Source organism: Paraburkholderia sp. BL10I2N1 (assembly GCF_004361815.1).
Taxonomy (GTDB): Bacteria; Pseudomonadota; Gammaproteobacteria; order Burkholderiales; family Burkholderiaceae; genus Paraburkholderia.
The window spans coordinates 20,546-39,272 of sequence record NZ_SNWA01000004.1; the positions used below are offsets into that span (position 1 = coordinate 20,546).

General features: G+C 60.3%; 15 protein-coding genes and 7 pseudogenes. 12 read left to right on the top strand and 10 right to left on the bottom strand.

Annotation, left to right across the window (positions count from 1 at the left end; translation table 11 throughout):
- The first annotated feature begins 116 nt into the window (after positions 1-116).
- Positions 117-1,007 (top strand): AraC family transcriptional regulator, encoded by an 891-nt coding sequence (locus B0G77_RS41490; protein ID WP_133667669.1) that lies wholly within the window; start codon positions 117-119, stop codon positions 1,005-1,007.
- Between the two features lie 376 nt (positions 1,008-1,383).
- Here the strand turns inward: B0G77_RS41490 and B0G77_RS41495 are convergent, their stop codons facing one another.
- From B0G77_RS41495 to B0G77_RS41510, 4 genes and pseudogenes are all read right to left on the bottom strand, one after another.
- Positions 1,384-2,589, bottom strand: a complete 1,206-nt coding sequence (locus B0G77_RS41495) for a 3-hydroxybenzoate 6-monooxygenase (RefSeq protein ID WP_133667670.1) — start codon at positions 2,587-2,589, stop codon at positions 1,384-1,386.
- A gap of 160 nt (positions 2,590-2,749) precedes the next feature.
- Positions 2,750-3,391: a maleylacetoacetate isomerase gene (maiA, locus tag B0G77_RS41500; protein WP_133667671.1), complete on the bottom strand. Its 642-nt coding sequence runs from the start codon at positions 3,389-3,391 to the stop codon at positions 2,750-2,752.
- A gap of 33 nt (positions 3,392-3,424) precedes the next feature.
- A pseudogene (locus tag B0G77_RS41505) lies at positions 3,425-3,736 on the bottom strand (fumarylacetoacetate hydrolase family protein); the annotation flags it as partial.
- Positions 3,737-4,026: 290 nt separating this feature from the next.
- A complete protein-coding gene (locus B0G77_RS41510; RefSeq protein WP_133667672.1) occupies positions 4,027-4,431 on the bottom strand; it encodes a response regulator in 405 nt (134 codons plus the stop codon).
- A 139-nt stretch (positions 4,432-4,570) separates the two neighbouring features.
- On the opposite strand from B0G77_RS41510, the gene B0G77_RS41515 reads away from it, so the two are divergent.
- From B0G77_RS41515 to B0G77_RS45125, 5 genes and pseudogenes are all read left to right on the top strand, one after another.
- Positions 4,571-5,692 carry a sensor histidine kinase gene (locus B0G77_RS41515; RefSeq protein WP_133667673.1) on the top strand — a complete coding sequence of 374 codons (1,122 nt, stop codon included), beginning with the start codon at positions 4,571-4,573 and terminating at the stop codon, positions 5,690-5,692.
- A 532-nt stretch (positions 5,693-6,224) separates the two neighbouring features.
- A pseudogene (locus B0G77_RS41520) lies at positions 6,225-6,458 on the top strand (divalent metal cation transporter); the annotation flags it as partial.
- Positions 6,459-6,565: 107 nt separating this feature from the next.
- A complete protein-coding gene (locus B0G77_RS41525; protein ID WP_133667674.1) occupies positions 6,566-7,138 on the top strand; it encodes a ferritin-like domain-containing protein in 573 nt (190 codons plus the stop codon).
- A 681-nt stretch (positions 7,139-7,819) separates the two neighbouring features.
- Positions 7,820-8,529: pseudogene (locus B0G77_RS41530) on the top strand (SulP family inorganic anion transporter); the annotation flags it as partial.
- Positions 8,501-8,671, top strand: a pseudogene (locus B0G77_RS45125) (PRC-barrel domain-containing protein); the annotation flags it as partial. The pseudogenes B0G77_RS41530 and B0G77_RS45125, both read left to right, overlap by 29 nt.
- A 232-nt stretch (positions 8,672-8,903) precedes the next feature.
- Here the strand turns inward: B0G77_RS45125 and B0G77_RS41540 are convergent.
- Both B0G77_RS41540 and B0G77_RS41545 read right to left on the bottom strand, forming a co-directional pair.
- Positions 8,904-9,230 carry a hypothetical protein gene (locus B0G77_RS41540; protein WP_133667676.1) on the bottom strand — a complete coding sequence of 109 codons (327 nt, stop codon included), beginning with the start codon at positions 9,228-9,230 and terminating at the stop codon, positions 8,904-8,906.
- Positions 9,231-9,771: 541 nt separating this feature from the next.
- Positions 9,772-10,218 carry a hypothetical protein gene (locus B0G77_RS41545; RefSeq protein WP_133667677.1) on the bottom strand — a complete coding sequence of 149 codons (447 nt, stop codon included), beginning with the start codon at positions 10,216-10,218 and terminating at the stop codon, positions 9,772-9,774.
- 262 nt (positions 10,219-10,480) lie between these two features.
- On the opposite strand from B0G77_RS41545, the gene B0G77_RS41550 reads away from it, so the two are divergent.
- Positions 10,481-10,771 carry a hypothetical protein gene (locus B0G77_RS41550; RefSeq protein WP_133667678.1) on the top strand — a complete coding sequence of 97 codons (291 nt, stop codon included), beginning with the start codon at positions 10,481-10,483 and terminating at the stop codon, positions 10,769-10,771.
- A gap of 242 nt (positions 10,772-11,013) precedes the next feature.
- Positions 11,014-11,109, top strand: a pseudogene (locus B0G77_RS45130) (low affinity iron permease family protein); the annotation flags it as partial.
- Positions 11,110-11,309: 200 nt separating this feature from the next.
- Here the strand turns inward: B0G77_RS45130 and B0G77_RS41560 are convergent.
- Positions 11,310-11,816 (bottom strand): YetF domain-containing protein, encoded by a 507-nt coding sequence (locus B0G77_RS41560; RefSeq protein WP_133667679.1) that lies wholly within the window; start codon positions 11,814-11,816, stop codon positions 11,310-11,312.
- Here B0G77_RS41560 and B0G77_RS41565 point away from each other — a divergent pair.
- Positions 11,809-12,117 (top strand): PRC-barrel domain-containing protein, encoded by a 309-nt coding sequence (locus B0G77_RS41565; RefSeq protein WP_166656400.1) that lies wholly within the window; start codon positions 11,809-11,811, stop codon positions 12,115-12,117. The genes B0G77_RS41560 and B0G77_RS41565 overlap by 8 nt on opposite strands.
- 261 nt (positions 12,118-12,378) lie before the next feature.
- On the opposite strand, the gene B0G77_RS41570 is transcribed toward B0G77_RS41565, so the two are convergent.
- Entirely contained in the window at positions 12,379-12,843 is a 465-nt protein-coding gene (locus tag B0G77_RS41570) for a PRC-barrel domain-containing protein (protein ID WP_133667681.1), read from the bottom strand.
- A 273-nt stretch (positions 12,844-13,116) separates the two neighbouring features.
- Between B0G77_RS41570 and B0G77_RS45135 the strand changes: the two are divergent.
- A pseudogene (locus B0G77_RS45135) lies at positions 13,117-13,445 on the top strand (sigma factor); the annotation flags it as partial.
- Between the two features lie 235 nt (positions 13,446-13,680).
- On the opposite strand, the gene B0G77_RS41580 reads toward B0G77_RS45135, so the two are convergent.
- The gene (locus B0G77_RS41580; protein ID WP_133667682.1) at positions 13,681-14,913 is read right to left on the bottom strand and encodes a DUF2252 family protein; all 1,233 of its coding nucleotides are present in this window, start codon (positions 14,911-14,913) and stop codon (positions 13,681-13,683) included.
- A gap of 153 nt (positions 14,914-15,066) precedes the next feature.
- On the opposite strand from B0G77_RS41580, the gene B0G77_RS41585 reads away from it, so the two are divergent.
- Together B0G77_RS41585 and B0G77_RS41590 are read left to right on the top strand one after the other, a co-directional pair.
- Entirely contained in the window at positions 15,067-15,606 is a 540-nt protein-coding gene (locus tag B0G77_RS41585; RefSeq protein WP_133667683.1) for a hemerythrin domain-containing protein, read from the top strand.
- A gap of 588 nt (positions 15,607-16,194) precedes the next feature.
- Positions 16,195-18,141 (top strand): AI-2E family transporter, encoded by a 1,947-nt coding sequence (locus B0G77_RS41590; RefSeq protein WP_243751546.1) that lies wholly within the window; start codon positions 16,195-16,197, stop codon positions 18,139-18,141.
- Positions 18,142-18,175: 34 nt separating this feature from the next.
- Here the strand turns inward: B0G77_RS41590 and B0G77_RS45140 are convergent.
- Positions 18,176-18,471 (bottom strand): annotated as a pseudogene (locus tag B0G77_RS45140) (integrase); the annotation flags it as partial.
- Positions 18,472-18,727: the final 256 nt, after the last annotated feature.

Consider the following 18,727-nt stretch of genomic DNA (forward strand, 5'->3'; position numbering starts at 1 on the left):
GGGGTAACGATAGCCCTGCCGTCAGATCGGTTGAATGCCGGAACTCACCAGTTTCTTGCCTAATCCTGCTCGGCCGACTATAACGTCCGGGAACACCGACACCGAGAGACCTGGATATGTCCGATGCGCTGATAGACGCAGTGACCCGCTACACGGATGCGCAAACGGGGGAAAGCCCGTTTGTAACGGCGGTTGAAGGACTTACGATTCTCCGTTCGAACCAGGAGACCCGGCCCAATCACCTGATTCACAAGCCGGCGCTTTGTATCGTCGTCCAAGGCGCAAAATGGACGACGTTCGGCGACAGGCGGTTCGACTACAGGGCGGGACAGGCGCTGGTCGTCAGTGTGGAGACGCCAGCGTTCGGCCGGGTCGTCGAAGCGAGTCCCGAGAAGCCGTTTCTTGGCGTCATCATCGAATTCGATCTGGCAACCATGCGTGAAGTGATGGAAGCGTTGGATACGCTTCCGAAATCCAGCGGTGACGCCCGTTCGGGGGTCTTCGTTACGAATTTCGATGGACCGCTGGGCGACTGTGCGCTGCGTATGGTTCGCCTGCTCGATACGCCCAACGCAATCCCAATGATCTATCCGCTGCTCATGCGTGAGATCAGCTACTGGCTCTTGACCGGGCCACGAGGCGGCGAGATCGCGGGGCTGGCGCTGTCCAGCAGTCGTTCACAACGCGTGATCAGTGCAATCCATGCGTTGCGTGAACGCTTTGCAGAACCGGTGCGCATCGAGGATCTGGCGCGCACTGCCCAGATGAGCCCTTCGGCGTTCCATCGAGAGTTCAAGGCGCTGACGTCGATGACGCCGCTGCAGTACCAGAAGCAGCTTCGCTTGCTGGAGGCGCGCCGCTTGATGACAACTGATACTGCTAACGTCGAAACCGCCGCGTTTCAGGTCGGTTATGAAAGCCCTTCGCAATTCAGTCGGGAATACTCGCGCATGTTCGGGGCGCCACCGCGACGCGAGGTTGTTGCACTAAAAAGGGCTGCTTCGTAAGCCGGCAGGGACCGTGCATTTTGCCTGTCAGGTCCGGTTGATCGCTGTTCCGGCGGCTCTTGCTGCCCGAACTACGGTCGCGCGGAGCTATGTCGGGCGTCTCTTCATGGCCGGACTGAAACCGTCACAACAGCGTATGCGCCAATTCACGATACAGCAGCGCGGTGGCCCGTCGTTGCGGGCCAGGACGTTTAATGAGTGGATGCGATGATGCACGCCAAGCGTGCGACCTTCCAGGTTGCAGCGGCCGAATCGCGGCCGCCGCCCGGTCAAGACCAGCAACTTGTCACTGCAGCATGGAACTCGCGCGATTGCTCAAAGCATTCAAGCTCTTTTGAGCAGGCGGCCCAATGCGTTGGTGCCTATAGCGTTAGCGTTAGACGGCGCAATTCAGACAGTCTTCGGCGCGCCAGCCATGCAACCACGCCAACGCGTCGTAGAACTGCTCCTGCGTGCGGCCGACCCAAAGCGAATTACGCACCAGACGCTCGACACCCTTCGCGTGATAGATGCGGCCCATTTCGCGTGCCGAATACAGCACGCGGGCCGTGCGCGGAATACGCGCCGACTCGTACAGCTTGAACGCGGCCTCGAAATCGCCATCGGTCGCGGCAACGGCCGCGCCGAGCGTGACCGCATCTTCGAGCGCCTGACAGGCACCCTGCGCGAGGTACTGGGTCATCGGGTGTGCAGCGTCGCCGAGCACGGTGGCGCGCCCATCGCTCCAGCGTTCCACGGGATCGCGGTCCGCCGTGGCCCAGCGCTTCCATGAAGTCGGCCGGTCGAGCATCTGTTGCGGCAACGGATGGATGCCCTCAAAGTACGACAGCACTTCCTCCTTGCTTTCTTCGCGAACGCCCCATTCTTCCTTTTCGCGGCTATGAAACGTGACGACGAGGTTGTACTGCCGGCCGCCGCGCAATGGGTAATGCACAAGGTGACAATGCGGACCCGCCCACACGACAGGCGCATTGATTTGCAGGTCCTTGGGCATGTTCTCGACATCGACGACCGCGCGATACACAACATGCCCTGTCACGCGCTGCTCGTCACCGATCAGCGCCTTGCGAATCGCCGACTTCACGCCGTCACAACCAATCACCGCGTCTGCGCTGTACCGCGCGCCATGCTGGTAGGTGACGGTCACACCGTCGGCATCCTGATCGAGCGCGCAGACCTGCGTGTTTGTGCGGAACTGGATCAACGGATGATCCCTGACGGCTTCGAGAATCGACAGATGGATGTCCGCCCGGTGAATCACTGCATACGGATTGCCGAAGCGCGTGCGATATGGCGCGCCGACGTCGATGCGCACCATTTCCTTCGCATCGAGCGCATCCCTCAGGCTGAGGTAGTCGGTGAACACGGCCCGGCCGCGCGCCGCCTCGCCGACACCCAACGCATCGAGCGCGTTGAACGCGTTCGCGGCCAGCTGGATGCCCGCGCCTATCTCCTTGATTTCCGGAGCCTGCTCGAGCAGTTGCACTCGAATGCCCTGCCGTGCGAGCGCCAGCGCAGCGGCGAGGCCACCAATGCCGCCGCCGATCACGAGCACGCGCCGCCCTTTGTCTGTCCCACTCATAGTTGTCTCCTATGTCGACCAGAGTTAGCGCTTTAGCGCTTACTCTGGTCCCATGCAACATGTATGTCGACCAGAGTTAGCGCTTTAGCGCTTACTCTGGTCCCATGCAACATGTATGTCGACCGGTTAGCGCTTTAGCGCTTACTCCGCTCTCATGCGATCAAGCGATGTAATCGGGCTGATGCGGCGGCTGTGCGACACCGAATGCGGGGTGTTTCAACGCGTGTTCATACACGGCGAGGCTGCGAGGATAGGCGCTCAAATCACAGTCCATGCGCAGGGCGTTGGCGACCTGCGGCACGAGAGACAGGTCGGCGAGCGTCGGTTGCGCGCCGAAGCACCACGGGCCTTCGTTGCTGCGTTCGAGCATGCGCTCGACGCCCGCCATCCCTTGAGCGATCCAGTGCCGATACCACGCGGTTTTTTGCTGCGGCGCAACCTCCAGTTCCGTCTCCAGATAGCGCAGCACGCGCAGGTTGTTGACGGGATGGATGTCGCAGGCAATCAGCATCAAAAGTTCGAGCACCCGCGCCCGCAGTTCCGGTCCGAGCGGAATCATGCGCGGCTCGGGATGCGTCTGGTCGAGATAGTCGATGATCGCGAGTGACTGGCCGAGCTTGAAATCGCCGTCGATCAACGCGGGTACCAACGCCGATGGATTCACGTTCGCCACGTAATCCGCTGCGCGATGCTCGCCGACGCGGATATTGACGGGCAGCGTGTCGTACGCGAGACCTTTGAGCGCGAGCGCAATACGCACGCGGTACGACGCCGAGCTGTTGAAGAAGCTATGGAGTTGCACGAGTAGACCTCCGTCCAATGCAGATTACGTGTGTCAGGCCACGTGTACCGTCACTTCGCCCAAACGCTCGACGCCGGCTTTCATCGTGTCGCCCGTCTTCACTGAGCCAACGCCTTCAGGCGTGCCCGTGAAGATCACATCACCCGGTTCGAGGCGGAAGAACTTCGACAGGTCTGAAACGGTTTCGGCCACTGACCAGATCAGATGCGACACATCGCTCTTCTGCTTCGTCTCGCCGTTGACGGTCAGCCACAGACCGCCGCTTTCAAAGTGGCCTACCGTGCTGGCGGGATGAACGCCTACGGTTACGGCACGGCGGGACGCCTTGCAATGAAAGCCTATCTGGCGACGATCGCGAGCGACAAGGTTGGCTTTTCCTCCACCCGCGATCCGTCGACGAGCGAGACGCGATACATCGGCGGCGTGCGCGGTCTGGTGGAACGCACCACTGCGCGGTTTCCTCCATCGAGGCTCGTTCTGCGCCTGCCAGCTCGCCCGGTGGCGCACTCACAGTCCTGCGGACGATGGCAGGCATCGAACAACCCTTTACGCGCGCTGCCGATCGGCGACAGGCAAAGACCAGCCATAACCGTCCGCTCACTGGTGGACCCCGAGCGCAGTCAGTCAAGACGATCTCAATGTCGGGGCGCATTCGCGTTGCCAGGACCTACGCGGGACGCTATCACAGTGAGAATTACCGGCAGTGGGGCAGGTTTTACAAAGTGATGATCGAACCCCGATCTGATTGATTCGACCTGCTCTACTTGCGAGGCAAGAGCCGTCACCGCCACCAGCAGCGGCGCAGGTTGAGCTTTGATGCGCCGGATTTCCCTCGCCACCGCCCGACCGTCAAGACGGGGCATATCGATATCGAGGACAACCGCTTCAGGGTGCCAGGCGCAGTATTCGACCAACGCGGCCACTCCATCTCCGACGGTTCGAATGTCGTAGCCGTGAGCTTCGAAGAACAGCACGTATGCTGCCAGGACATTAGGGTCGTCGTCCGCGATAAGCAGGCGCGCCGTTTCCGATGTGGACATCTCGCCGTTCCAGATAGCGCTTTAATGATCACCGGAAGCAATGTCGGTGCCCTGTAGAAACCCTTGGAAGATTTAGAAGTAATATGGGTGCACCATATACCCCACGGGCAATTTCCGCCCTCCTCCTTCTGGGACAGACATGCGACTGGCCGACTTTATCTTACGTGACACGGAGGCTATCCTGGCGCAGTGGGAAGCGTTTGCTGCCACTTTGTTGCCGGCTGCGGCGGGCGTGAAATCGCTGGCATTGCGCGATCACGCGCAGCAGATTCTGGAGGCCATAGCAAAGGATTTGTCGACATCCCAGACCAGGGAAGCCCAGGCCGAGAAGTCAATGGGGCGAGCCCCCAGACTGATCGATGCTCACGAGACCGCTGCACAAACGCATGCATTTCTCCGGGCACGAGGCGGCTTCAACATCAAGCAGTTGGCCGCCGAGTACCGCGCGCTACGCGCTAGTGTTCTTCGCCTGTGGATTGATGAATGTCAACCGACTGTCCCTAATATGGATGACATGATCCGCTTCAACGAGGCCATCGATCAGGCAGTTGCCGAATCAGTCGGGTCTTTCAGCGCGCATGTCGACCAGGCTCGCAACCTGTTACTCGGAATGCTCGGGCACGATATGCGCAGCCCACTCCAGACCATCCAGATGACGGCTTCATATCTGGCAGCCCTCAATGCAGGGGAGAAGGTCACGGAAGCCGCAGCGCGTCTGATCAGAAGCGGCGCCCGTATGCAGGCGTTGGTCGATGATCTGAGCGATTACAACAGGACCAGGCTGGGTTTGGGCATCAACATCGTCCCGAGCAACGTCGACCTGGAGGCTGTGTTTGCCGATGAGGTGGACCAGTTGCGGGCGGCTCACCCGGACCGCAGGGTCGATCTGGATGTACTGGGCAATACTCAGGGCGTTTGGGATGGCCAACGTCTTCAGCAACTGCTTGGCAATCTCGTCCTGAATGCGATCAAGTACGGAGCACCCGACGCGCCGGTCCGTGTTTCGGTGACAGGAGAAGACGCCGAGGTTCGCTTTGAGGTCAGGAACAGTGGGCCAGTTATTGAACAATCGGTGCTGGAGCGTATTTTTGATCCCCTCAGGCGCGGCGAAGGTCTCGACGACACATACGATGCGGGACGTAGTCTCGGACTCGGTCTGTATATCGCGAGCGAAATCGCCATCGCTCACAATGGCGAGACTGAAGCGCGGTCCGACGCGAGCGAAACCGTGTTCTCAGTGCGTCTGCCACGTGGCCAGTAGCGCTCTCAATGCGCAATGCGCCAATGTTCCAGACGGCCGTTAGCAAGCGCTAAGGTACCTACCTATCATTCGTCTTCGCGCGGCAAAGGCTTTTGCAGTGGCCCGTCATGTTCGTGCCACCCGCAGTTCGGAATTCCTGACCAAGTTTGCGGGTGGCCGCTTTCGGTGAACGCCAGTGACGGTATCGGGTCGGGTCGAGTTGAACCGGTCGTCGTCGCCGACATCCGCCGTTCGGCAGACGGGCCTGACTGGCGTCCCGCTACGCAATTGGCCTGGTCAAGCGGGACGGCGAGATCAGGTCCTTTGCCTTTGCGTTTCGCGTCATTTGCCCACCCGATTCCATCGAAACTTCGTCCAATGATGGCGTTTCCCTCGGCACGTTCTACGTCGTTCAAAGGCTGGGCATCCAGATAGGGCGATAGGAGGCGCAAGATTTGCTCCTCCATCATTGCGTCATGCTGCTTCCGACGCGGCCAGGCATGCTGCATCGTCCTGGCCTTGAGTATCCCTTTGGGCCGCGTCTGGAACACCCATGACAACCGACATTGAGCCACCAACTACGCCAGTGGGGTCAGCCAATCCGTGGCTGGAAAAGTTAGGGCCCGGTCTGGTCACCGGCGCGGCGGACGATGATCCGAGCGGTATTGCGACGTACTCGCAGGCAGGCGCCGCGTTTGGCTATAACGTCCTCTGGACCACGCTGCTGACCTATCCGCTGATGGTTGCGATCCAACTGGTCAGCGCGCGGATCGGCAGGGTCAGCGGGCCACGGCCTTCCGACCGTAGCCGCCACGTCCCTCTTAAGCGAGATGGCACGATGCCGCGCAACGGTGTCGCGGCGCGTCCACTTCAATTTCAGAAAGGAGTTGCAAAATGTCGAAGTCATCCGTTACGCAGGGCGCAGCGTCGAAATCCCCGGATCCGTTCGTGATGGATGTGCAGAAAATCCGCGAACACGCGCGCAAGCACATGTCAGACGGTCCTGTCACCGAAACCTATGGCGCCGACCGGGAGACCGTCGTGAAGCTGCTCAATGATGCCCTCGCGACTGAGATCATTTGCACGCTGCGCTATAAGCGCCACTATTTTATGGCAAAAGGAATCAATTCGGATGCCGTTGCCGACGAATTCGCCCAGCACGCAGTCGAAGAGCAGGGGCACGCCGACATGATCGCGCAGCGCATTGTGCAACTCGGCGGTGCGCCAGACTTCGCACCGGACCGCCTGACGTCGCGCGCTCATTCCGAGTACAAGGAAGGCGCGAATCTCGTTGACATGATTCGCGAAAACTTGATCGCCGAGCGCATCGCGATCGATACGTATCGCGAGTTCATTCGCTACCTCGGGGACAACGACACGACGACGCGCCGTCTGTTCGAGGCAATTCTCGCGGTTGAAGAGGAGCACGCCGACGATATGGCGGACCTGCTCGGGGGTCGCGAATAGGCGCGCTGCATGCGATGATGATTGAAGTGGGCGTATCGGATAATCCTGCGATTGTTCGTTGCGTCTTCTGGCACGTCCCTGCCGTTGAGACAGGTATGTGTGTCTTGATGGCAAGGTGCCGATTGCGCTCATACGCGAGAACCGGTATGACGTGATGATGCGCGACATGGACGGCGTCGAGACCGGCCCCCAGTCCGGCATAACACCGCTATCGTTGCGTATGCTGACTAATGACCAGGAAGTCATCGGGGCGCAGCACAGTCCGCGCCCGTGCGGCGCTGGCAGCAATGCTGACCCGCGTCTCATTCCATATGGCAGGCCAGCCTCTGCCTCACGGAAAGTCACTCTGACTTACCACGTTCCCAATCCCGCCGGCACCCTACACTCCGGCATGCCCGTCCGATTAGCGCCTACCTATACCCCGGTGGCGCTACGACGCCGTGCCCAACGGAAAAGAAGGGCAACCGGCCGTTCACCTTTTGGTTTTCGACGCTCCACTGAGTGTGTATTTGACAACTCCGAGGGAGCGCAACGGCTGCTCGAACAACGTGCGCTCCTCACGATACGTTTGCGCCCGCGGCAGAGATCCACGAAGCGGAACGCGTTTGAAAAGATTCCCATGCAGACGTGTAGATATTGCAGTTGCCTGGCCGCAGCGACGGGCCGCGCGTGTGATGTTTCGTGCCGGCCTTTCCGGTGCTTGCTGCAAACGAATGGCTTGCGCTGTCGATGAGCGCGGCCGCCATCGCGCTCGTCTCGTTCACCGACATCAGCATGCTGTCGCAGATCTATGGGCTGCGCAGCGGCGCCCCGGTTGACCGCAATCGCGAGTTCGTCGCACTCGGGATTGCGAATGCGGCTGCCGGCCTGTTTCAGGGCTTCTCTGTCGCGGCAAGCGGCTCGCGCACACCGGTCGCGGAAGCCGCGGGTGTGAAGACACAGGCCACGGGCGTAGCCGCCGCGCTGACTGTCGCCGGGTTGCTGCTGCTCGCGCCACAGGCGCTGCAAAATACGCCGCAGGCCGCACTCGCAGCGAGTCGTCATTGCCGCCTGTCTGCGGTTGCTCGAAGTCCGCGGCGTGTGGCGCCTTTACCGGCTGAGACCGAGCGAATTCGCGCAGTCGATTTGCGCTGGGATGCGCCCTTCTTCTTCGCGAACGCGGAGATTTTTCGCGAACGTGTGCTGCAGGCGGTGCGCGAGGCACCGACGAAAACCGGATGGATCGTGATCGCGGCGAACCGGTCACCGACATCGATCTCACTGCCGCCGACATGTTCGCGCGGCTGCGTGGCGAACTGCTCGAGCTGAACGTGGCGCTGTGTTTCGCGGAGCTGAAAGGGCCCGTAAAGGATAGTCTGAAGCATTTCGGGATTTACGAACTTATCGGCGAGCAAAGCTATTTCCCGGATATCTGACATCATGCTCGACGTGCGCAGCGGTCGCATTGCGTACGTTGTGCTTTCCGAAGGTGGCTTGCTTGGCATGGGTGTGAATCTCCATGCGATTCCGTGGAGCGCGCTGACGCTGTCATCCCAGTCTGGGCGACCTGCGGTATTTCTTCCGCCGCGCTCCCAACGCGGCAGCATCCTCGCGTGTCTGAAACGAACTGCCCGCACTGACCCGTGAGTTACCACGAGTAATCGAAAGGCGTTGTGTTTTCGCGCGACGCAGCGCGTTTTTCGCGAAGGCCGGCGAATCCGTGCATGACGAGATCGGGCGACCTTCGCGCGTGCCCACGGCAGGGCCGCTGCTCTTTCTGGATAAATCAATGTAACTGTTTCTTCAAATCGGAAAGCTCGGCGTGTACTGAAGTGACGGCACTTTTCACTTTCGCATTAACATTGGTCGCGCGTTGACACGCTTGCTCTGCACGGTCGCCGACTTGTTCAAGGTCGTCTACCCATTGACGCATGCGATTTTCGTCTTTTGACTCCATTATTTTTTTTGCGCCTTCGGCTTTTTTATCGAGTTGATCGACGCACTCCATCAGTTCCTTCGGCAGCGAGGTATCCGCGTGACAGGCCTGTGAAGCTTTCTCGATGGTTCGCTCCAGATGGGTGAAACGCTTCTGGATTTCACTAGCTTGTAGCATGATGAAACTCCTCCTTCACAATTGTTCCACGGTCAGTCCTGACGCCGGATCCGAGCCGCGGCACCGCCAGTCTCGTCCGCTCGAACCACCGGATTCTGGGCAATAGACGCGTGGCGGCTTTGTTTACTATAGACTCCCCACCAGCGCAGAGTAGATCATCAGCACCGCGATACCAGGCTTTGTCGCGTTAGGGTGGCGTGATGGAAAGTTCCGGCCCCGGTGGTCGGGGTCGACGATATTGTTCAGATCCATGACCGGGCGAATCCTGATGGGCGTTTTGCGCCCGACGTTGATCGGATGCAGCCTGGCCGGATTGGTGCCTTTATCAATGACCACCGCCTCAGCCGCACCCCTCTGGGAAATCGCCTTCTCGAAGTAACGGTGGGCTGCAACCTGTCCCGGCTGGCGCGAAACAGCGAATCGATGTGTTGCGGTCGCCGCCGGCCGTCGGGTACCAATACATACTTCCAGTCGCCCGTGACCCGAATATGCGTCTGGCCCATCCACCAGTTCCTTCCGGCGTTCCGCGCGAACTCCTTCTCTACTCCTGGCTGCGGCAGACTCCTCGGTAAGGTGAGAAGCGCCAGTGACCGGTAGGGTCCTTCACTGCGATCGCGCCGTGTTCGTACAACACCTCGCAAGTGGCGGCAGGTCGCAGCTCGCGTATGTCTTCGACAACCAGAAGCGTGCGCATCGGCGTCTCGGCGCTCGGTTCGGCAGCAGGCTGCGAATATCCTTTCTCCGAACTGCGGCATCGGTTTGCCGTGCCTGCGACGCCCAAATGCTCGCCATGGGCGGCATACTCCGCGCACTCCGGGCCGCCCCAATCGGTGCCAGAGCCATCCTCAATAAAAGTCGAATCCATGTGGCGCTTGCCTGCCTGGTATAAGTGTCCCTGGTCCCGTGTTAGCCCCAGTGCTTGCAGCGCGCGAAGCGCCTCATGGCCGTCGCGATATGAGGTGAAAAGTCCAACGACGACTTGTGGCATGTCTCCCTCCATCCGTCACCACCGGATACGTGCTACGCCCGCGACACTGTCAAATCGCGCTCACTTCGGAACTGAAGGCGTAATACGTCCAGTCCAGTCTGTTCTGAGCCTCTCGCACGCAACGACCATGCCCGTTCAACCAGATTCACTGAAGCCGCGCATACCCTTGGACCGGCTGCGGCACAGGAATTGCGAATCGTGGAGGGCGGATTTGCACCCGCTCAGGTTGCGCCCAGTCGCTTTGTGAACGAAGGAGACCGTCATGCGAGCTACCACGAAGGAAATCGTGCTTTCAGTATTGGTTATAAGTTTGTCTGGCGCCGCGTACGCGCAGGGTGCGGGCGCTGGCGGCGGTGGGGCGGCTGGTGCAGGTCAGGGTGGGACTGGAATGGGAACCCCAAATGCAAACAGCACTACAGAGTCAACGTCTGGCGCGTCGGGTGCAAACACCATGGGAAAGTCGGGCGACATGTCGAACAAGCAGATGAAGCAGAAGAAGGGAGGAATGGATGCCCCTGCCTCGGACGGCAGCGGATTGAAAAAGGCCTACTGACCTTGCGCTTCGGCAGCTGTCAGCCGTCCAATCTTCAGCGGTCTAGCTCCTTGCCAGGGCGGAGCTAGATCGGACCGATTGGCCTTAACGTGCGAGGCACCCGGGCTTTTGCTTCACCAGCTTTATGGGTTAAAACCATTGTTCGCGGTGCTGGTCAGCGCAGGCGCTACCCTCGTTAGTCGCCGTCCCAGTGACGACTGTACTCCCGGCCGCGCCACCCATTGTCATGCCACAGGCGATGGCATCTGACACTGAATGTGTTACTCGCTTCGCACCGCGCGGCGAATAATCAGCCCATCGGCATCGACGACGCTTCAGAGGAAGACCTTGGTCGTGTTGAAAAGGTCGGCCAGCCTTTCGCGTAGCGAGCGACAAGCTCGATGAGAGCGCGTGGTCAGCGGCATGCTCAGGGATGGTGAAAGAGAGGCCGCCAACACCGTATCGTTCTGAATTAGACAGCCCGCCTCATGCGGGCACTGGCCGGGTAAGATGCCGTCCGTCACGGCGGAGCATTTTGCGTTGTGAGCTCGTAAAGGGGTCACTGGCGATGCTCAGGCTGCGATTTGCGAATCAGACTGACTTCCCCATTGCGCTCGAGAATAGCGGCCTGGACGTTCTCGAGGTCTAGTGAACTAAGAACTTGCCGTGCCGTTTCGAATACGTCCGCTCGTGTGATGAGTGCTGCATACATCTGGTCGTCGTCGAAATGGCCATCCCGATAGACCTCTCTCTCGACACCAGCTACCAGGGATTCCAGCGGCCGCGACCGGACGCATGCCCACGCGAGCGCGCGATGTATGAGCACGATGACTAACGACGCCACAAAAGTAGGAATCGCAGGTGAGGCGCCGACTATCACACGGCTCAGAGTCGCGCCCAGCAAAATGGCCACCACATAGTCGAATGGCGAGCGATGACCGAAGGAACGTCGACCCGATATGCGGATAAGAATAAGGGCGCCAAAGAAGACTACAGTGGCGCGCGCTGCCATTTGCATGGAATTCAGTTCTTTGCCCTCGCCGAACAATGTGACAAGCATGTCCATTTTCTCTTCCTCGTTCGTGTTTCTACCTCGGAGGTCCAGGTTCTCCGTAGTGGGGTATGCCGCCCTTGATGCCCGATATCGCGCATCGAAGATTATCGGTGCGACGGTCTACAACGAAGACAAGGACGCAATCGGCACGATCGACGATCTGATCATCAATTCGAAGGATGGCGCCGCGTATGCGATCCTCTCGTGGGCGGATTTCTCGGGCTGGGCAAGCATCTCATTGCGATTCCGTTCAGCAGCCTGTAGACAGTTGATAACCAGATACGTCTCCCAGGCGCAAGCAAGGATTCGTTGAAGTCCTTTCCGGAGTTCAAATACGCTGCCTCCTGACCACCAGGCTTTAGGGGGCGCTGGAGAATATTTCTCTCGGGTCCGAGGGTTCGAGCACGTCGATGCGATGCGATCTGAGTTGCTTCCCGCCATCGCATTTGCGCCGTGTGCTTGGGGAAAACTGATCGTCGAGGATTGTGCGCTGCTGGCACGCCGTTCCGGGCTGATACTTCGAAGCGGTCCCGGAGCAGCGACGCTCGCTGCTCCCCCGCGGAAGTTGCCTCGGTTAAACGTCGGTCAGGCCGCTGCCATACCGGTCGCGTGAAACTGTCCAGTACGGTTCGCGGTTGTAATATTGATGGACAGTGGTTGCCCACTGCGTATCAGCCATCGACGGCCAATGGTCCTTGTCAAAGCCGGGCTCGTTCTTGATGCGCTCCGCTGTAATGTCGACGCGGAAGCACTTTTCGTCGGTGTCGAGCGTCAGCGCACTCCACGGTATCGCGTGCAACGCCGTGCCCATGCCGAGGAAGCCGCCCTCGGACAGCACCGCATACGCAATCCGGCCGCCGCGAACATCGAGCATGATGTCGGATATTTTCCCGACATGTTCTCCATCGGCGGAAATAACCTTGTCGCCGTCGAGTGTCGCAGCGGCCATGACGTAGGGCCCAGGGCCGTCGCCGATACCTTCGCCAACGATAGTAGCGCCCGTGCCCGCCGGGTTCATTTTCGGGTCAAGAGTGGTCATCATGTCCTCCTCGGAAAGTCCACACGTGACGGGCACGCAACTGCTGTACCTGGTACGCAGCGTTGAGCGTCTGGTAGAAAGCTCCGCGTCGCGGTAGAGCGAGCAGCGACACATGGCAAGGCAAGCGAAGCCGCAGTCCAGTGCGCCGTAGATAGAGAGCGCAAGGCTCCTCTATAACGGCGCGTTGTCGGTCGCTGTGTCAAGGCGCGGAATCGGCGCATCGGCCTCGCCTGCCCCGATCAGCAGTCGGCGCATCCGCAAGGTGCGACTGGCTTGCGGCTGGCAATCTCGATTGTGAAAAAGTACGCGAATCGCGGCATGCAATTCCTGGCTCTGATCCAGGAGGGCAACATCGGTCTGATGAAAACGGTCGACAGGTTCCGGTACCGCCAGGGCTGGAAATTTTCCGCTGCTGCTACACAGTGCGTTCGCCAGATAGTCACCCGGCCAATCACCGACCCGACCCGGCCCGGCTCGTTCGGGTACCGGAATATATGATCGAGCCGATAACCAGGCTCAATCGCACTTCGCGGGAAATATTGCAATGCACCGGTAAGAAAGCGGGTTCAACGAGGCTGGCCGAGCGCATGGAGATGCCTGACCACAGTCGCCGCAGCGGCCATGCTCCTGCTCACTGCGGGATCGTGAGCCTGCCGCGTTGCCTTTCCGGTCGTGAACGGAATGAACTGACGATGGGGGCTCGCGGCCATCGTCAGTCTGCCCTTACGCCACCAGCGCATCATGGGGAAAACTCGGAGCCGTCGGCGGCGGCCCGATCGAACAGCCGCCGTTCCGGGAAAACACGCTAATGGAGCCATACGGCGGGACACGTGGTGCTCACTCGATGGGTTTTTCCGCCGCAAAGCCCCTGCAATGTTCCAGATAGGCCGCCTCGTGAATGCTGATCAGCTCGACTACGCTGAGCCACAACCACGACGGTGTATCACGCGACCTCTCCCGGCTTCGCCGGAGTTCCGCTAGCCACGACTTCCGGGTTGCGCCATCCATCTGGCTCGCATGAGCCCTGCCAACAACAAGCGCCAGGAAATGCGCGGCCTTTACTGCATCGGCCTCGCCAAGCTTTTCCGCATCCAGCTTCAGATCCTGTGGCAACAGTTCGCGAAGCACTACAGCGCGACCATCGAGTCGCGCTGCGTTCATCCGGTCTCCAAGGAACGGTGACAGGTGCCGTGCGCCTTCGACCACCCGTTGCGCGTTGTCGCGCGGCATGCGAACGCGCGGGTATCTGGGCGCGCTGACTGCGATGGCTTCCTTGATGTCGACGAGGCATGGTGCACCGCCATCCGCGCAGGCGTGGCCAATATCAACCAGGACCGCGTAGCGCAGACGGCCGAGCGAACTGCATCCCTTGACCCAGTATGCGGCATCCAGCACCTTGACCTTCGCACCCGCTTGCGCCGGACGAAGCACGGTTGCGAGTGCCGATCCTGTTCCGGTTTCGAAAAGGGCGTGGATCTCTTTCCGCTCCTTCGTCGACAGCGGCCAGAAACGCTTGCCCAGCGGAATCGACGGATCAGTGCCTGCAATACTTTGTCTCGCCAGTTTTCGCCAGGAACGATGCACCGCTTCTTTCATCGCCACGCGGACAACTGCCGGGCGTTGCGCCTTGCGCATCTGGTCACTCTGATGCGGGTCGAAAGCCTGTTCGTACCCGTCGATAAGCGCTGCCATCATCCGGGCCGTAATGACGCCTGGCAGATCGGAACTGCGCGCGGCGGTGGCCAGTGACAGCCCGAGGCGAATCAGATCGTGTGCGGGGTTGCCAATGACGGTCTGATCGAGGTCCCGGATCTGGATGGCGACGTCTCCGTCTGCGTCCGCGACCGGGCCCAGGTTGCCGATATGACAGTCTCCACAGATCCATACACCCGGCCCCTCCGGCAGTGAGCCGGCATGCAGCCTGGCGAGCCATGTGTAAAAGTGTCGGGCGTTACCGCGAACATACGCATGTGCCGACGTCGCCATCTTGCTATTTCGTATTTCGGCGAGGCGCGGCTGCCGCGCGCCCGGGTCCGGATAGCGCGACACGGTTGATTTTTTCTGCGGCATGACTGTCCTCCGAATCGACGCGAGACCTGGTGTCGAATACCGGGTAACGCGGAAACCGTGCCAGTGGTCAGGGTCTCGCGAATCCGCAGCGGATCCGGGCGCGATGCTTGCTGAAAGGGATCGCCCGTTCCCCGTTCCCCACAAGGAGTGATCATGACAACCCAACGCACCGATCGTAAAGACAGCGCCCCTGGCGCGCCGAAAGCCAACACCGAGCCCGCAAGAGATGCGATCGCATTACTCGAAGGCGATCATCGTGCTGTCGAGAAGCTATTTGCTGCGTTTGACGAGACCCGTGACGACGATCTCGATGGCAGGGGCACATTAGTGCAACGTGCATGCGAGGCGCTGACGATCCATGCAATGGTGGAGGAAGAGATTCTGTATCCTGCAGCGCGCGGCGTACTGCCTGAAGACGAGAAAAAAGAGGTCGATGAGGCGTATGTCGAGCATTTCCAGGTGAAGACGCTTATCGAGAAGTTTGCGACACTCAAGCCGGGAGCGGACGGCTTCGAAGCGACGTTCAAGGTGATGGCCGAAAACGTGAAACACCATGTCGAGGAAGAGGAATCAGAGCTTTTCCCAGCGCTCCGCCAGTCTGGAATCGACCTGACAGCCTTGGGGGAGCGACTGGCAAAGCGGAAAACGCAATTGCAGCAGAAGCTGGCGACTGGCACGGGCGATCGTACTTAGCCCTCGGATGACAACCGGGCCGGCCACCATCGCAGTGGTGCTTGGGGCGCAGCCGGATCAGATGCCTGCTACTTTCCCGCCGCGCTCTCGGTTGCGTGCGTCCGGTATATCGGGGCGTTGAGAGCCAGTCACGGGGTCGAGCCAGTTTCGCCACGTGTTTTCATCAAGGTCATGATACGCCGCGTGAGACGGCAGCCTGAACGCCCGACGCGCGCCCTGTAGAGCGCCGCTGGCGCGCGAAAGGCGGACGGCATGTATTTTCCGTCCTAGGGGGTACGCACTGCATCCACGGATGCCCTGTCGGGCTTCGGGAGGTCGCGAAGGGCAATGGATATGCCGTATTTACTAGGTTGGTTGCTGGGTGTACCGGTCGTTGTTCTGGTCATCCTATATTTGATTTTCCACTAGATCTGACGGCGCGAGCCGTCGGCCGCCGTGGCCCCGATGCCGTACGTGCCCGCGCGCTGTCGCTATGCGCCGGAGGCCCGAGAGGTAATCTTGCCGACCAATCGACCAGCGACGCCGAGGGCGTCGCCATCCACCATCCCTGCCAGCCGGGGGCTTACCTCCCTCGTTACGGCGGCGGTGGTGATTTGCGCGCTGTACTTCGGGCGGGCAGTCCTGATCCCGTTCACGCTATCGGTGCTGCTGAGCTTTCTGGTTGCGCCTTTCGTCACATTGTTGAGAAGGCTGAAGTTCGGCCAGCTTCCCTCAACCATTGTCGCGGTGTTGGCAGCGGTGATGGCCATTTTGGCGATTGGCGCCCTGATGGCTGCGCAGGTCGGACAACTGGCCGATGCGCTGCCGCAGTATCAGGCTGCCATCGAACGCAAAATCGAGACGGTCCAGCAGAACACGATCGCTCACGCCGACGCCTTTCTCGCGAAAGCATCCGACATGCTGCAGCGTGCGTCGCCGGGTCACGAGACCGCAGCAGCGCGAACCGGGAGCCAGCCTGCGGCGACGGCACGTGCGCCGATGCCGGTCGAGGTGCATGAGCCGTTGCCATCATCGATCGAACTGGCGCAGCGCTTTGTCTCGCCGATCGTGAGTCCGCTCGAGACAACCCTTATCGTACTGGTGGTGACCATCGCCATCCTTTTGCAGCGCGAAAATGTGCGTGACCGCCTGATCCATCTGTTTGGCTCCCGCGACCTTCATCGCGCGACGACTGCAATTGATGAGGCCGCCAGCCGCCTGAGCCGATACTTTGCCGGACAGTTGTGCATTAATGTCGGCGCGGGGATCGTCGTGACAATCGGGCTCGCAATAATCGGCATGCCCGGCGCACTGCTGTTCGGCGTGCTTACCGCGCTCCTGCGTTTCGTCCCCTACATCGGGACGTGGATCGCAGCGCTGACGGCTGTCGTTCTGGCTGCCGCGGTCAGCCCAGGATGGACGATGGTGGTCTGGACGATCGTTCTCTTTGGCGTAATCGATGTGGTTGCCGGCCAGGTCGCAGAGCCATTGCTTTATGGCCATAACACAGGGCTTTCCCCGCTCGCAGTCATTGTCGCAGCGATTTTCTGGACCTGGGTGTGGGGCCCACTCGGGCTCGTGCTGTCCACCCCGCTCACGCTATGCCTCGTGATCCTCGGCCGGTACGTGGAGGGACTTGCGTTTCTCGACGTACTGTTCAGCGACCGGCCCGCGCTATCGCCAGCGCAAACTTTCTACCAACGCATGCTGGCTGGCGATCCGAATGAGGCGCTCGTGCAGGCCGAAGCAATTTTGAAAGAGCTTTCGCTCAAGGCCTACTACGACGAAGTGGCGCGAGAAGGATTGCGGCTGGCGCGCAACGACGTGCTGCGCGGCGTCGTCAGCATCGAACAGCTGGCGCGCATGCATGATGCCTTTTTTGATGTTGTCGAGGGTCTCGAAAACATCGCGGACGTCGAGGACGGAGCGTCGAAGCCCGCCAGTTCAGGTACTGCCGATCTGGTGAGGAAAATCCCGGAAGAAGGCGATGTGCCCTCAATGCGCTTCCATGCATCAACCCACAGGGACGTCCCGTTGGTGCTCTGCATAAGCGGTCGCGGAGATTTCGACGACGTTGCTGCCGCCATCGCGCTGCAACTGCTGGGAAAGCGCGGACTGGACGCCGGTCTGGCGGCATATGAAGATTTTTCCAGAGGACGTGTAAGTCAGGCAGATATGACAAGAATATCCATTATCTGCGTGGTATCGCTCGACGCTACGGAGTGTCCCAACTACCTGCGAAATCTGCTACGTCGGGTGCACGAGCGTGCGCCAGACACCACGTTGGTGTTAGACCCGGGTACAGATGCCGACACTCGTGACGAGCCACGGTCGCCATCAAGGACGCTAAGGGCATCCTCCTTCACCGCGCTGGCAGATGTGTGCGCAACAGCCGCACGCGACGGCGCTCCGCCACCCCGAACTCGCGTGATACCTTACCGTGACCAACAAATGCCGGGCGGCAGAGATTCGTCAGCAGCCGGCAATCGCGTCTTGAGCAGGCGACGCGAATTGGGCGAGGACAGTGTCGAGCACGAAAAAGTCGGGCCCGCCTAAGGCGTCGAGGACGTTTTATTTACAGGCATTCAAGCTATCGCGCGGCGAAAGCCTGATTCTGTCGGGCGCGTTTGACCTCGTCGCTTTGCGGGTAAATCGAGGTGGTCGCGACGGGCTGGCGCGTCGCAGCTTTTCCGCGGCTGTCGGATGATCGGCGCCGATGACATCGGCGGCCCGATTAAAGAAGCGCCGCATCACGTTCCACAGGCGGGTTCCGGTAATGCCCGTGGGGCTGTCTTGCTCGAGGTTCGCGACGAGCCGCGTTTTCGGATCCCAGCGCGTCGGCGAGACCGGAAGTCGCCGCTGCACGAGATACTGATCGAGTGCCGTATGCGGCGCAACGCACACACCTTCGTAACAAATCGGAATTTCCCGACGATGCAATGCTGCAAAGATCGCCCTGCAGTCGGATAGACTTCGCTTGCTGAATATCCCGATTCTTACCGTCTGCGACGGCCAATCCTGGGAGTTTCTATGCGGCTCTTCGACAGCAACCGGCCGGGCCGTCTGCACGCCAGACGGTCGCCCCCTGCTCGCGAGCTGCAACCGGCGTCATCGACTCGTGGCGCCGCTGCCCGTCAAAGAA

What these genes read in the sequence shown, in the direction of transcription:
- B0G77_RS41515 (WP_133667673.1), top strand. Translation starts at nt 4,571, where the DNA reads ATGCGACTGGCCGACTTTATCTTACGTGACACGGAGGCTATCCTGGCG.
- B0G77_RS41560 (WP_133667679.1), bottom strand. Translation starts at nt 11,816, where the DNA reads ATGGACATGCTTGTCACATTGTTCGGCGAGGGCAAAGAACTGAATTCC.
- B0G77_RS41545 (WP_133667677.1), bottom strand. Translation starts at nt 10,218, where the DNA reads ATGCCACAAGTCGTCGTTGGACTTTTCACCTCATATCGCGACGGCCAT.
- B0G77_RS41570 (WP_133667681.1), bottom strand. Translation starts at nt 12,843, where the DNA reads ATGACCACTCTTGACCCGAAAATGAACCCGGCGGGCACGGGCGCTACT.
- B0G77_RS41550 (WP_133667678.1), top strand. Translation starts at nt 10,481, where the DNA reads ATGCGAGCTACCACGAAGGAAATCGTGCTTTCAGTATTGGTTATAAGT.
- B0G77_RS41495 (WP_133667670.1), bottom strand. Translation starts at nt 2,589, where the DNA reads ATGAGTGGGACAGACAAAGGGCGGCGCGTGCTCGTGATCGGCGGCGGC.
- B0G77_RS41490 (WP_133667669.1), top strand. Translation starts at nt 117, where the DNA reads ATGTCCGATGCGCTGATAGACGCAGTGACCCGCTACACGGATGCGCAA.
- B0G77_RS41540 (WP_133667676.1), bottom strand. Translation starts at nt 9,230, where the DNA reads ATGCTACAAGCTAGTGAAATCCAGAAGCGTTTCACCCATCTGGAGCGA.
- B0G77_RS41585 (WP_133667683.1), top strand. Translation starts at nt 15,067, where the DNA reads ATGACAACCCAACGCACCGATCGTAAAGACAGCGCCCCTGGCGCGCCG.
- B0G77_RS41580 (WP_133667682.1), bottom strand. Translation starts at nt 14,913, where the DNA reads ATGCCGCAGAAAAAATCAACCGTGTCGCGCTATCCGGACCCGGGCGCG.
- B0G77_RS41510 (WP_133667672.1), bottom strand. Translation starts at nt 4,431, where the DNA reads ATGTCCACATCGGAAACGGCGCGCCTGCTTATCGCGGACGACGACCCT.
- B0G77_RS41565 (WP_166656400.1), top strand. Translation starts at nt 11,809, where the DNA reads ATGTCCATTTTCTCTTCCTCGTTCGTGTTTCTACCTCGGAGGTCCAGG.
- B0G77_RS41525 (WP_133667674.1), top strand. Translation starts at nt 6,566, where the DNA reads ATGTCGAAGTCATCCGTTACGCAGGGCGCAGCGTCGAAATCCCCGGAT.